Annotated in this window: 9 protein-coding genes; 5 read left to right on the plus strand and 4 right to left on the minus strand. The window is 64.2% G+C overall.

Going from position 1 to position 13,154, the window contains the following annotated elements; all coding sequences use genetic code 11:
- The first annotated feature begins 102 nt into the window (after nucleotides 1–102).
- Together P3T22_RS11835 and P3T22_RS11840 are read left to right on the plus strand one after the other, a co-directional pair.
- Nucleotides 103–855: a class I SAM-dependent methyltransferase gene (locus tag P3T22_RS11835; protein WP_429325050.1), complete on the plus strand. Its 753-nt coding sequence runs from the start codon at nucleotides 103–105 to the stop codon at nucleotides 853–855.
- A 96-nt stretch (nucleotides 856–951) separates the two neighbouring features.
- Nucleotides 952–1,287 carry a hypothetical protein gene (locus tag P3T22_RS11840; protein WP_429325051.1) on the plus strand — a complete coding sequence of 112 codons (336 nt, stop codon included), beginning with the start codon at nucleotides 952–954 and terminating at the stop codon, nucleotides 1,285–1,287.
- A 60-nt stretch (nucleotides 1,288–1,347) separates the two neighbouring features.
- Here the strand turns inward: P3T22_RS11840 and ppc are convergent, their stop codons facing one another.
- Nucleotides 1,348–4,557 (minus strand): phosphoenolpyruvate carboxylase, encoded by a 3,210-nt coding sequence (gene ppc, locus P3T22_RS11845; protein WP_429325052.1) that lies wholly within the window; start codon nucleotides 4,555–4,557, stop codon nucleotides 1,348–1,350.
- A 446-nt stretch (nucleotides 4,558–5,003) separates the two neighbouring features.
- Here ppc and hemC point away from each other — a divergent pair, with 446 nt between their 5' ends.
- From hemC to P3T22_RS11860, 3 genes are read left to right on the plus strand one after another with little or no spacing between them, the layout of a single operon-like run.
- Nucleotides 5,004–6,020 (plus strand): hydroxymethylbilane synthase, encoded by a 1,017-nt coding sequence (gene hemC, locus P3T22_RS11850; RefSeq protein WP_429325053.1) that lies wholly within the window; start codon nucleotides 5,004–5,006, stop codon nucleotides 6,018–6,020.
- Nucleotides 6,020–8,038: a fused uroporphyrinogen-III synthase HemD/membrane protein HemX gene (hemDX, locus tag P3T22_RS11855; RefSeq protein ID WP_429325054.1), complete on the plus strand. Its 2,019-nt coding sequence runs from the start codon at nucleotides 6,020–6,022 to the stop codon at nucleotides 8,036–8,038. The genes hemC and hemDX overlap by 1 nt, the downstream gene beginning before the upstream one ends.
- 2 nt (nucleotides 8,039–8,040) lie before the next feature.
- Nucleotides 8,041–9,231 (plus strand): heme biosynthesis protein HemY, encoded by a 1,191-nt coding sequence (locus P3T22_RS11860; protein WP_063495103.1) that lies wholly within the window; start codon nucleotides 8,041–8,043, stop codon nucleotides 9,229–9,231.
- Nucleotides 9,232–9,429: 198 nt separating this feature from the next.
- Here P3T22_RS11860 and P3T22_RS11865 read toward each other — a convergent pair whose 3' ends face one another.
- The 3 genes from P3T22_RS11865 to P3T22_RS11875 all read right to left on the minus strand — a co-directional run bounded on the left by P3T22_RS11865 (nucleotide 9,430) and on the right by P3T22_RS11875 (nucleotide 13,110).
- Nucleotides 9,430–10,749 (minus strand): MFS transporter, encoded by a 1,320-nt coding sequence (locus P3T22_RS11865; protein WP_063495104.1) that lies wholly within the window; start codon nucleotides 10,747–10,749, stop codon nucleotides 9,430–9,432.
- An 84-nt stretch (nucleotides 10,750–10,833) separates the two neighbouring features.
- Nucleotides 10,834–11,592, minus strand: a complete 759-nt coding sequence (locus tag P3T22_RS11870) for an SDR family oxidoreductase (RefSeq protein WP_063495105.1) — start codon at nucleotides 11,590–11,592, stop codon at nucleotides 10,834–10,836.
- Nucleotides 11,593–11,670: 78 nt separating this feature from the next.
- Complete coding sequence (locus P3T22_RS11875) at nucleotides 11,671–13,110, minus strand: aldehyde dehydrogenase family protein (protein WP_063495106.1); 1,440 nt, start codon at nucleotides 13,108–13,110, stop codon at nucleotides 11,671–11,673.
- Nucleotides 13,111–13,154: the final 44 nt, after the last annotated feature.

Here is a 13,154-nt window from a genome sequence, read left to right on the forward strand (position 1 = left end):
GTACACGGCGGGCTCTATTGTAACGGCTGAAACGGCGCAGCGCCGTCCAGACCGACCGGGTCCAACTCCGGCCCAACCCCACATAGACAACTGGAGCCTTCCATGAAGCACCACGATCAGGTCGCCGACGCCTTCGGCTCGACCGCCGCCGCGTATTTGACGAGTCAGACGCATGCCACCGGCGCCGATCTGCAGACGCTGGCCGAATCGATCGCCGCGACGCCGGATGCAACGGTGCTCGACATGGGCTGCGGCGCGGGTCACGCGAGTTTCGCGGTGGCGCCACACGCAAAAGAAGTGGTCGCGTACGACATCGCGCCGCAAATGCTGGCGACGCTCGACGGCGCGGCGAAGGATCGTGGCCTCGCCAACATCCGCACGCAGCAGGGCGCCGCCGAAACGCTGCCGTTCGACGATCATTCGTTCGACTGGATCATCAGCCGGATGAGCGCGCACCACTGGCGCGATGTGCCGCTCGCGCTGTCCGAGGTGCGGCGCGTGTTGAAGCCGGGCGGCAAGGTGCTGTTCATCGACATCGCCGGCGCCGATCATCCGCTGCTCGACACACATATTCAGGCGGTCGAAGTATTGCGCGACGGCTCGCATATCCGCGACTACCGCGCTGACGAATGGATTGCGTTTTTCGAAGCGGCCGGTTTCAAGGCATCGATCCGCGAGCGCTGGCGCATCGCGATCGAGTTCAACTCGTGGGTGGCGCGCATGCGCACGCCGGAACCGCGCGTGGTGGCGATTCACTCGCTGTGGCGCAACTCGCCCGATGAGGTGCGCCAGTATTTCGACGTGCAGGAAGATGGCTCGTTCAAGCTCGATGTGCTGATGGTCGAGGCGCAGTAGGCCGGTGCGGTCTCGCGTCGCGTCGAATGCATCCAACAAAATGAGATGGTTTCCGCGTGTTACGCTTCGGATTGCTATGGAATCCGGAACGTAATCATGAAACGCTTTATATTTTTTCTAATGGCGGGCGTTCTGTTGCCATTCGTTGTGTTCGCGAGGGACTATCAGGACTATTACCGCGATCGTGGTACCACGTTGCCGCGCGCAGTGTCGTCCGATCCAATGGGTTCCCCCTATTCAACGGGCACGATGATGGGCGGTACTGCGCTTGGTTCTACGGTAAACATGCCGCGCCAGGCGCGCCGCGACCATGACGAGCGTGTTCAGTCCGAGCTCGACGAGCGCGAAAAGCGGGCAGAGGCGTGGCGCGAGCCTCCGCTCAAATTCAACATTCCCCCGCCGGAAATGCCGAAGCCGGGTGCGGTCAACTGACCCGCACCCGGCTTCGTCTTTCCAACGGTTGATTCGATCGCTTATTTAATCCGTGCTCGATCAGCCCGTATTACGCAGCCCCGCCGCAATCCCGTTGATGCTCAAATGAATCCCGCGCCGCACGCGCGCGTTGGTATCGCCCGCGCGGTGACGCTTGAGCAACTCCACCTGCAAGTGATTGAGCGGGTCGAGATACGGGAAGCGGTTCTTGATCGACCGCGCGAGCAGCGGGTTCTCCGCGAGCCGTTCGCTCTTGCCGGTAATCTCCGACAATACCTTCGACGTACGCTCCCATTCCGCGACGATCCGCTCGAATACGTGCTTGCGCAGCTTCTTGTCCGACACGAGCTGTGCGTAGCGCGAGGCCACCGCGAGGTCGGTCTTCGCCAGCACCATGTCCATGTTGGAGAGCAGGTTCGAGAAGAACGGCCAGGTCTTGTGCATCTTCTTGAGCAGCGCCAGACGGCGGATGCGCTCGGCGTCGCTCGGCGCGCTGTCCAGATGCGCGGCCACGGCGCTGCCGAAACCGTACCAGCCGGTCAGCAGCAAGCGGCATTGACCCCATGAGAAGCCCCACGGAATCGCGCGCAGATCTTCGATCTTGCGTTGCTTCGGGTCCTGCAATTTGCGCGAAGCCGGACGGCTGCCGATGTTCAGCTCGGCGATTTCGGAAATCGGCGTCGACTCGAAGAAATACTCCTTGAAGCCCGGCGTTTCGTAGACCAGCGCGCGATACGACGCCATTGCCGCGTCGGACAATTGCTGCATCGTTTCTTCGAAGGCGGGCAGTTGCGCGGGCGCATTGCCGTGCGGCAACAACGAGGCTTCGAGCGTCGCGGCCACCACGGTTTCCAGATTGCGCCGGCCGATTTCCGGGTTGCCGAACTTGCTGGCGATCACTTCGCCTTGCTCGGTCAAACGGATCTGGCCGTCGACGGTGCCCGGCGGCTGCGACAGAATCGCCTGATACGTCGGGCCACCGCCACGGCCAACCGTGCCTCCGCGTCCATGGAACAGGCGCAGGGTCACGCCGCGCTCATTGAACAGCGACACCAGCGCCAGTTCGGCGCGGTACAGCTCCCAGTTCGACGTCAGGAAGCCGCCGTCCTTGTTGCTGTCCGAATAGCCGAGCATCACTTCCTGCTCGTTGCCCTGATGTTCGATCAAGGCATCCACGCCCGGTAGCGCGATCAAATCGCGCATGATATGCGGCGCGTTGCGCAAGTCGGGGATCGTCTCGAACAACGGGATCACCATCAGCCCGGCTTGCGCGGGATCGTGCGCGTCGCCCAGACGGCCGTGCAGCAGGCCGGTTTCCTTTTGCAGCAACATCACTTCGACCAGATCGCTGACGGTCTCCGTGTGCGAAATGATGTAGTTGCGCACCGCGCGCGCGCCGAACTTCTCGCGCGTGACGCGGGCCTCTTCGAGCACGCCGAGTTCGCTCTTCACGAGATCGGAGTACTCGGCGTAGGGCAGGCGCAACGGGCGCGGCTGCGACAGTTCGGTGAGCAGCACCTTGAGCTTGTCTTCTTCTGAGAGCGACGCATAGTCGTCTTCGACGCCTGCGCGTTTCAGCAACTCGGCGATCACCGCTTCATGGATGTCGGAGCTCTGGCGCAAGTCGATGCTCGCCAGATGGAAGCCGAACACTTCGGCGGCGCGCGCGAGCGGCGACAGGCGGGGTGCCGCGAGCGGCGCGCCATGATGCTCGGCGAGCGAATCGATCAGCACGTGCAGGTCGCGCACGAATTCGGCGGCGTTGTCATACGGTTTGGCACGCACCGGCGCCGCGCCGCGGCCCGCGCTGCGCACCGGCACGCTGCCTTCGCCGAGACGCACGCGCGCACTGGCCGCGAGCCGGGTGTACATGCCGATCAAGGCGCGGCGATACGGTTCGTCGGTACGGTGTGGGGACTGGTCGGGCGAGGCGGCTGCGAGTTCTTTCAATGCGTCGCTTGCGCCGGCCAGCAGATTCGACACCGACAACTCGGCGCCCAGCTTGTGCACCTGCTCCATATAGTGTTCGAAGATCACCGCAGCCTGGCGGGTGATCGCGTGCTCGAGCGTTTCGGCCGTGACGTTCGGATTGCCGTCGCGATCGCCGCCGATCCAGCTGCCCATCTGGAAGAACGGCGGCAGGCGTGCAGCGAGCCCGTGCTCGGCGAGCGCTTCTTCGATGTCGGCGTAGAGCGCCGGAATTTCTTCGAGGAAAGTGGCGCGGTAATACGACAGCGCGTTTTCGATTTCATCGGCAACCGTCAGGCGCGAGTCGCGCAGCATCCGCGTTTGCCACAGCGACGTGACGCTGGCACGCAGCATCGCTTCGTTACGCGCGCGTTCGCGGTTGGTCAACGGCTGATCGCGTTCGGCGAGCAGGCGCGCGACGTCGTGCTGCGCGTCGAGAATGCTCTTGCGCTGCACTTCCGTAGGGTGCGCGGTCAGGACCGGCACGATCAACGCTTCGTTGAAGAACTGCTGCAGGACCGGCGTCGCGGCGGCGCCCGCCTCGACGAGCCGTTCGAGCGCATGCGCGATGGTGCCCGGTTGCGAGGTCGAGCCGGCCAGCGCGTGAATCCGGTGACGGCGATTGCGGTGGCGGTCTTCAGCGATATTCGCAAGATGCGAGAAGTAGCTGAACGCACGCACCACGCTGACCGTTTGCTCGGGGCTCAGCGAACGCAGTTTCTTGTCGAGCGTCTGGGCGGCGGCGTTGTCGTCCTCACGGCGAAAACGCACGGCGGTCTGGCGGATCGTCTCCACGACGTCGAACACCGCGTCGCCTTCCTGTTCGCGCAGCACGTCGCCGAGCAGGCGTCCCAGATATCGGATGTCCTGGAATAGCGGATGATCCTTGTCGTCGCGCGAGCGGCCGCTGCTTTTCGACGCGGGCACGATCGTATCCAGCGAAACTGCCTGCAGCGTGGGCGCGTCAGCGGCCTGCTGCGCGGCTTCGTTTGCATCGGCCTTGAGCTTCGGGGGCCTGGCTTTGGCCGGTTTCAGCGCGCTGGCGGCGTTCGCGGCGTGCGTCGCCTTGTTTGTTTTGACGGCCTTCGCCGTCTTGTCGGTCTTCGCGGGCGCGGAGGCTTTGGCGGACTTGGCGGCTTTGGCGACGTTAGCGGCCTGGCTTGCCTGGGCTGCTTTGCCGGCGCGTTTGGCCGCTGTGGATGGGGCAGCCGTTGCGGCGGAGGCAGAAGCGGCGTCCGCCGCTTGAGCGTTGGGCGATGCAGTGTTGCGGCGGGCAGGGCGCGCCGATCCGGAAGACGTCACGATGGGTTTCCTCAGGGAAGCCAGGGTCTGTTGAGTGATGAACTGCTACTGCGGAACTGCACTATGAGTTGCAACCTGAACTGCACGAAACCTGCACGAAACCTGCACGAAACCTGCACGAAACCTGCACGAAACCTGCACGAAACGGTATGCGGCAATGCGCCGGAGAGGGTGGCCGCGCGTGCATTTGCACAAAGCGCACGAGGCGCATGACATCCATGATAGACACGCGAGACACGTTGCGCCGCGTTGCATCATCCCGCATGCCGCGCCCCGGTGCGCGAACGACCGTGCTTCAACAGGCTAGGGTGCGGCAGGCGCGCGCTGCGCGAGGCCCGTCTCCTCCATCGATACCGCGCCGGCACGGCGCTCCACTGTGCCTTGAGACACGGGGTCGCGTGCTAACATTGATTGTTATTACATCCCGTCATTCGATCAGCAAGCTAATGAACCCCGAGACGTTTTTTGCGCCACCCCACACGCTTGTGATTGCGTCGCGAGAAAGCCGCCTTGCCATGTGGCAGGCGGAGCATGTGCGATGTGCGCTGCACAAATTATATCCATCTTGCGACGTAAAAATCCTCGGAATGACGACACGTGGCGATCAGATTCTCGACCGCACTTTGTCGAAGGTTGGTGGTAAGGGCCTGTTCGTCAAGGAACTGGAAGCGGCGCTGGCCGACGGCCGCGCCGATCTGGCCGTGCACTCGCTCAAAGACGTGCCGATGGAATTGCCCGCAGGCTTTGCGCTGTCCACCATCATGGAACGCGAAGATCCGCGCGACGCGCTGGTGTCCAACGACTACGACTCGCTTGCCGCGCTGCCCGCCGGCGCCGTGGTCGGCACCTCCAGCCTGCGCCGCGAGGCCATGCTGCGCATGCGTTACCCGCACCTCGTGGTACGGCCATTGCGCGGCAATCTGGACACGCGTCTGTCGAAACTCGATCGCGGCGACTATGCGGCGATCATTCTGGCGGCTGCCGGTTTGAAGCGTTTGGGGCTCGGCGAGCGCATCCGCGCGCTGCTCGATCCTGAAGACAGCTTGCCCGCAGCCGGTCAGGGCGCGCTCGGCATCGAGATTCGCGCCGATCGCGCGGACCTCGCGGCATGGCTTGCGCCGCTGCATCACGAGCATACGGCAGCGGCCGTCGAAGCGGAGCGGATGGTCTCGCGCGCCCTCGGCGGAAGTTGCGAAGTGCCGCTCGCGGCGTATGCGACCTGGCACGACGGCGCGCTGCATCTGCGCGGCGTCGTCGCTACGCCCGACGGCCAGCGTGTCTTGAGCGCGCAGGCATCGGCGCCGGCACCCACTGTCGAACGTGCTGTTGCTCTCGGCCAGGAAGTGGCGAGCGCGCTCGAACAGCAAGGTGCGATGGAAATCGTCCGTGCGTTAAGCACGGCCAGCGGTCCCGCGGCAGCGTCAGCAGACGGCGTGTCGGACAGCGCGGCGACCGGCGAGTGATGGCGGCCGCTATCCCGGGCAGCGCATCCTCATCCGTCGGCACGGCGGCGTTCACGGTCGTCATTACGCGACCGGCCGGTCAGTCGGATGAATTGACCGTGCAACTCGCGGCGGCGGGCATTGCCGTGCTCGACTTTCCGCTGATCGACATCGCGCCTGTCACTGACGAAGCACCGTTGCGCGCCGCGCTGGCTTCTCTGGAACGTTATGCACTGGTGGTGTTCGTTTCGCCGAATGCGGTCGATCACGCGTTTGCGAGGAGCGATGCGATCTGGCCACATGCGCTGCCGATCGGCGTAGTCGGGCCGGGCAGTGTGCAGGCGCTGGCGCGCCACGGTGTCGCGGCGCCGGCGTACAACGTCATCAGCCCGCCGTCCGTGCCCGACGACGATACGGCGCGCTTCGATTCCGAAGGCCTGTTCGCGGCGCTCGATGCCGCGTTCGGCGCGGCGAGCCTCGAAGGCAAGCGCGTACTGATCGTGCGCGGCGATGGCGGCCGCGAATGGCTCGCCGACCGCTTGCGCGAGGCGGGCGCCGAAGTCGAAACGGTGGCTGCCTATCGCCGCCTCGTGCCGGAACCGTCGATCGGCGGCTGGGCACGCGTGCATGCGCTGCTTGCTGGCGAGCCCCACGCCTGGTTGCTTACCAGTTCCGAAGGTGTGCGCAATCTGCATGAACTCGCGCAAGAGCATCTGACCGCCGGCGAAGTCGCGCAACTGAAACGCGCCAACCTGGTCACGCCGCACCCTCGTATCGCGCAGACCGCGCGGGCATTGGGTTTTGATAGCATTACGGTGTCCGGCGCGGGCGATGAACGCATTGCCCGCGCCTTGCTTGCCGCCGTCCCGACCGTTGTTCAACCGGTACCGTCCAACCCGGCTCATTCACCGGCTAAATCACGCATGACTGAAACGAACGCATCAACGAACGCTTCACCCCAGCCGGCCGCAACCACCGCGTTGCCGCCGAATCCACCCTTCACGCCCTACGAAGCGCAAAAGCGCCGCAGCGCGAGCGGACCGCTGCTGTGGTTTGTCGTCGTGATCATCGCTTGTGCGGCGGGCGTGGGCGGCTATGCGCTCAATCGCAAGGTGGAGCGCACCGAGCAGCAGTTCGCGCAACGCCAGCAAGCCAACGACGCGCAGACCAACGACCTGCGCGCCAAGACCGATCAGGCGCTGGCCACGGTGCATCGATCGGACGCGCAGGTCGCGCAACTCGAGGGCAAGCTCGCTGACGCGCAAACCGCGCAACAGGCGCTGCAGCAGCAATACACCGATCTCGCCCGCAATCGCGACGACTGGACGATGGCTGAAGTCGGTCAGATGCTGTCGGCAGCGAGCCAGCAATTGCAGCTCACCGGCAATACGCAGCTCGCGCTGTTCGCGCTGCAAAGTGCGGACACGCGTCTCGCCGCGTCGGATAGCCCGCAGGCTGTCACTGTCCGCAAGGCGATCGCGCAGGATATCGACAAGCTGAAGGCCGCGCCTTCCACGGATCTGACGGGTCTGGCGATCAAGCTCGACAACGCGATCGACCAGGTCGACAACCTGCCGCTCTCCGGCGAAGCACCGATTGCCCACGCCACGCCGAAGGCCGCCACCTGGGCCGACACGGCGAAGGTGGCCGAGGCCACCGGCGAGCCGCGCTGGAAAGTCTGGTGGCGTGAAGTCACGACCGGCATTGGCCAGCAGTTGACGAGCCTCGTGCAGGTGCGCCGCATCGACAACGCCGACGCCATGCTCGTCACGCCCGATCAAGGCTACTTCGTGCGCGAGAATCTGAAGCTGCGTTTGCTGTCGGCGCGGCTTGCGCTGCTCTCGCGCAATCAGACCACGCTGAAGTCCGACCTGCAGGCGGCGCAGGCTGCGCTCACGCGCTACTTCGACAACACGTCGAAGAAAACGCAGATCGCGATCGATCTGCTCAAACAGGTGGATGCGGGCTCGGCCGCCGTTGAACTGCCGAATCTGAACGCCAGCCTGCAGGCCGTCAATCAATACCGGAACCGAGGTTAATCATGGCAATCCGGGGACTTCTATGGCTTGCGTTTCTGTTCGCCATCGCGGTGGTGCTGGCGGTGGTCGGACGCTTCGACATGGGGCAGGTGCTGCTGATCTATCCGCCGTACCGCGTCGACATCTCGCTGAATCTGTTCGTGGTCGGGCTGGTGGTGCTGTTCATCCTGCTGTACGCGCTGCTGCGCATCGTGCGCAACATCTGGCGCATGCCGCAGCGCGTGGCGGCCTATCGTGCGCGCTCGCGTGTCGCGAAGGCGCACGCCGCATTGCGTGACGCGATCGGCAATCTGTACGCTGGGCGTTTCTCGCGCGCTGAAAAAGCGGCAAAAGACTCGCTGACGAATGGCGACAACAAGGGTGCGGCCGGTTTGATCGCGGCCACCGCGGCGCACCGCATGCGTGAATATGCGCGGCGCGACGAATGGCTCGCCCAGATCGACGAGGCCGACTGGCAGGACGCACGCCTGATGGCCACCGCCGACATGCGTGCCGATGGCCGCGACGCGGACGGCGCGCTGACCGCGCTCACCGAAATGCAATCGCAGGGCGCACGGCGCATTCACGCGCAGCAGATCATGTTGCGCGCGCAACAGCAATTGAAGAACTGGGGTGAAGTGCTCAAGCTCGTCAAGACGCTGGAAAAGCGCGAAGCGATCCATCCGGCGGTGGCGGTGCGTTTGCGTCAGCTCGCGGCGGAAAACCTGCTGCGCGACCGGCGTCATAACGCCGATGCGCTGCTGGACTTGTGGAATTCGCTGTCGGCCACCGAGCGTCATTCGCCGCGTCTCGCCGACCTCGCCGCTGAACTGCTGGTGTCGCTGAATCGTCCGCAGGAAGCACGCAGGATCGTTGAAGAAGCACTGGCGCAGAACTGGGACGCGCGTCTGCTACGCCGTTATCCGGACACGACCGGGGGCGACGCGTTGCCGCTGATCCAGAAGGCCGAGGGGTGGCAGAAGGATCGCCCGGAAGACGCGGACTTGATGTTCGCCTTGGGCCGCTTGTGCTTGCATCAGCAGTTGTGGGGCAAGGCGCAATCGTTCCTTGAGCGCGCGCTGAAACTGGCCGACAACGAGACGCTGAAGATTCGTTCGCATCGTGCGCTGGCGCGTTTGCATGAACAGCTTGGCGATTCCGATAAGGCGAGCCAGCACTATCGTGAGAGTTCGTTGGCGATGAATATCGTTTGATGGCTGGATTGGCGCGGCGTTTGATTGATCGCGCGCTGCAGTAGAGGGAGAAAGGCCCCCGGCGTTGTAAGACGCCGGGGGCCTTTCCGTTGGAGGTGCGATGTCTCGGCGCGATGCGCGCTACGAGTCACTGAAACGTGAACCGTGACGTACGGCGTTTGGCGGCGCTTCCTGCCTTACGTCACGAATCCAGCATCGTCATTTGTCGACCATCTTCGCCGGCACGCTGATCGCTAGCAGACCGCCAAGAACCATAAACGCTGCGAGCATATACATGCCGGAGTCGTTCGCGGCAGTCGCCTGCTTCAACCAGCCGACTGCGTACGGGCTGAGAAAACCCGCGAGATTGCCGATCGAATTGATCATCGCGATGCCGGCTGCGGCGCCTGTGCCGGCGAGGATCGCCGTCGGCAAACTCCAGAACAGCGGCAGTGTGGTCAGGATGCCCATGGTCGCGAGCGTGAGCGAGGCCATCGCCAGCACGGTATTGTGCGTCCATACCACGGAGAACACGAGGCCGATCGCCCCCGCGAAGGCCGGCAACGCGATATGCCAGCGCCGCTCGCGGTTGCGGTCCGCGCTGCGCGACACGAACACCATCGCGACTACCGCGGCCGCAAACGGAATCGCCGACAGCAGACCGATCATGAACGCGTCCGTCACGCCGGTCGCCTTGATGATGGTCGGCAGCCAGAAGCTCACCCCATAGAGGCCCATCACGAACGAGAAGTACGTGAGGCTCAGCATCAGCACGCGGCCGCTCGTGAGCACCTGACGAATCGGCATGTCGTGTTTGGTGGCTTCTTCGGCCGCCACCTGACGTTCGAGCAATTCCTTCTCTTCACTGGTGAGCCAGCTGGCCTTCGAAATGCGGTCGTCCAGCTTCAGAAACACCATGATCCCGACGATCACCGAAGGAATCCCTTCGAGCAGAAACAGCCACTGCCAGCCATGCCAGCCGTTCATGCCGTTGAAGCTCTTCAGGATATAGCCCGAGACCGGGCCGCCGATCACACCGGACAACGCGATTGCCGTCATGAACCAGGTGGTCATGCGGCCACGCCGGTGCGACGGATACCAGTATGTGAGATACAGGATGATGCCGGGGAAGAAGCCCGCTTCGGCGAGCCCGAGCAGGAAGCGCATCACGTAGAACATGGTCGGCGTGGTGACGAACATGGTCAGCATCGAGATCACGCCCCATGACACCATGATCCGTGCGATCCACACGCGTGCGCCTACTTTGTGCAGGATCACGTTGCTCGGAATTTCGAAGATGAAATAACCGAGGAAGAAAATCCCCGCGCCGAAGCCGTAGACCGCGTCGCTTAGGCCGAGATCGGTGGTCATTTGCAGCTTGGCGAAGCCGACGTTGACGCGGTCGAGATACGCCACCACGTAGCAGAGCATCAGGAATGGCGCGAGCCGCCAGGTTACCTTGCGGTAGGTCGCTTCTTCGAAACTGGAGGGGGGCGCACCCGCGCCGGGATGGTGGAGCGGATTTGCGGGACTAGCCATGGTGTCTCCTCTTTTCTTGTTGAAATGAAGTGCCGCCGTCGAGCGCGATTCTAGCGGTGCTGAATGGTTTGGTTTGCATGGCGTTTACACGCAGCGCCCGCCGTCCACTTCGAGACACACACCGGTGATGAACTCGGCCTCGTCCGAGGCGAGATACAGCGCCGCGTTGGCGATATCCTGCGGCGTCGAAAACCGGCCGAGCGGGATGCCGGCGAGAAAGCGCTTGCGGTTCTCCGGCGTATCTTCGACACCCATGAATTCCGACAGCAGCGCCGTCTCGCCCATCACCGGGTTCACACAGTTCACCCGAATGCGGTCCGGACCCAGCTCGACGGCGAGCGACTTGCTGGCGATGATCACCGCGCCCTTGCTGCCGTTGTACCAGACGAGCCCCGGCCGCGGCCGCACACCGGCCGTCGACGCGATATTGATGAAAGCGCCGCCGCCTTGCTGGCGGAAATACGGCACGAATTCCTGCACGCTCCAGTAGATGCTTTTGACATTCACCGCATAGACACGGTCGAACTCGGCTTCCGTCACGTCGAGTACCGGCTTGTTGCGATGGGTCGTGCCGGCATTGTTGACGACGATCTGCACGCTGCCGAAGTCTTCGAGCGCGGCCTCGCGCAGGGCCTGCCAATCCTCGCGTTGGGTGACGTTGCCGGCTACGGCGATCGCCTTGCCGCCGGCGAGCGCGATTTCGCTCGCCACACGTTCGGCCGCCGCGCCGTTCAGATCGTTGATCACCACATTCGCTCCTTCGCGCGCGTAGGTCTTCGCGATGCCTTCGCCGAAACCCGAGCCGCCACCTGTGACGATGGCCGTTTTACCTGTCAACCGCATGATGTCTCCGTTGCTTGTTATGGATGGTGATGTCTTGACTGACTTCGCTTCGAACTCAGGTGCACTAATTCAGCGTGTCTAACCGTGACGAATGGCGATGGTCTTCAGCACCGTGAAGCCATACAGCGCTTCGAAGCCCTTTTCACGTCCATGGCCTGAATGCTTCACGCCGCCGAACGGCAATTCGACGCCGCCACCCGCGCCGTAGTTGTTGATGAATACCTGACCGGAGCGCAGGCGCCGCGCGAGGCGCATCTGCCGGGCGCCGTCGCGCGTCCAGATGCCCGCGACGAGGCCGTACTGCGTGCCGTTGGCGAGCGAAAGCGCTTCGTCTTCGTCGGTGAACGACATAGCGGCGAGGACCGGGCCGAACACTTCGTCGCGCGCGAGGCGATGGCTTGCGGGCACGTCGCGCAGCAGCGTGGGCGCTTGATAGAAGCCGCTTTCCGGCGCTTCGGGAATCACCTCGCCGTGTGCTGCCATCGGAATGCCGTCGTGTTGCGCGTCGGAGAGGAAGTCCCACACGCGCTGTTGCTGCTTCGCGTTGATCAGTGGACCACAGTCGAGATCGGCATGCGACGGTCCGACCCGCAGCGCGTGGAACGCGCTGCTCAGCCGCTCGAGCAGCGGCTCGTAAATTGCCCGGTCGATCAGCACACGGCTGCCCGCCGAGCAGGTTTGCCCGGCGTTCTGCACGATCGCCGACACCAGCACGGGCAAGGCCGCGTCAAGATCCGCGTCGGCGAAAACGATTTGCGGCGATTTGCCGCCGAGTTCGAGCGTGACCGGCACGTGGTTCTCGGCGGCCATTTGCGTCACGAGCTTGCCGGTTTCGGGCGAGCCGGTGAAGGAAATGTGATCGATGCCGGGATGACGCGCGAGTGCCGCGCCCGCTTCATGTCCAAAACCCGTGACGAGATTCAGCGCGCCCGCCGGCAAACCCGCCTCCGCCGCCAGTTCGGCAACGCGCAACACCGACAGGCACGCGTCTTCCGCCGGCTTGACGACGCACGCATTGCCGGTGGCGAGCGCCGCGCCGACGCTGCGGCCGAAAATCTGCATCGGGTAGTTCCACGGCACGATATGGCCGGTCACGCCGTGCGGCTCGCGGATCGTCAGCACCGTGTAGCCAGCCTGATAGGGGAGCGTTTCGCCGTGCAGCTTGTCCGCCGCGCCGGCATAAAACTCGAAATAGCGGGCGAGGGCGGCCGAATCGGCACGCGCCTGCTTGAGCGGCTTGCCGGTATCGCGGGCCTCCAGTTGGGCGAGTTCTTCCTGACGTGCGGCCACCAGCATAGAGAGCCGGTACAGCACGCGGCCGCGTTCGGCGGCGCTTGCCTCGCCCCACGCGCCTTCAAAGGCGCGCCGGGCGGCGTGGACCGCGGCGTCGATATCCGCTGCGGTGCCGCGGGCCAGTTGAGTGAACGGCTGGCCGTCCGAGGGGTCGAGCACGGCGATGGTCTCGCCGCCCGATGCGGCAACCCATTCACCGTTGATGAAGTGTCGGGCTTCTTCCATGCAGGCTCCTTGAGATGTCACGCAGCAGAGGTCCACGCAGAGGT

The sequence above is a fragment of the Paraburkholderia sp. GAS348 genome (assembly GCF_050434205.1).
GTDB lineage: Bacteria > Pseudomonadota > Gammaproteobacteria > Burkholderiales > Burkholderiaceae > Paraburkholderia.

What these genes read in the sequence shown, in the direction of transcription:
- P3T22_RS11875 (WP_063495106.1), bottom strand. Translation starts at nt 13,110, where the DNA reads ATGGAAGAAGCCCGACACTTCATCAACGGTGAATGGGTTGCCGCATCG.
- hemC (WP_429325053.1), top strand. Translation starts at nt 5,004, where the DNA reads ATGAACCCCGAGACGTTTTTTGCGCCACCCCACACGCTTGTGATTGCG.
- P3T22_RS11865 (WP_063495104.1), bottom strand. Translation starts at nt 10,749, where the DNA reads ATGGCTAGTCCCGCAAATCCGCTCCACCATCCCGGCGCGGGTGCGCCC.
- P3T22_RS11870 (WP_063495105.1), bottom strand. Translation starts at nt 11,592, where the DNA reads ATGCGGTTGACAGGTAAAACGGCCATCGTCACAGGTGGCGGCTCGGGT.
- hemDX (WP_429325054.1), top strand. Translation starts at nt 6,020, where the DNA reads ATGGCGGCCGCTATCCCGGGCAGCGCATCCTCATCCGTCGGCACGGCG.
- P3T22_RS11840 (WP_429325051.1), top strand. Translation starts at nt 952, where the DNA reads ATGAAACGCTTTATATTTTTTCTAATGGCGGGCGTTCTGTTGCCATTC.
- P3T22_RS11860 (WP_063495103.1), top strand. Translation starts at nt 8,041, where the DNA reads ATGGCAATCCGGGGACTTCTATGGCTTGCGTTTCTGTTCGCCATCGCG.
- P3T22_RS11835 (WP_429325050.1), top strand. Translation starts at nt 103, where the DNA reads ATGAAGCACCACGATCAGGTCGCCGACGCCTTCGGCTCGACCGCCGCC.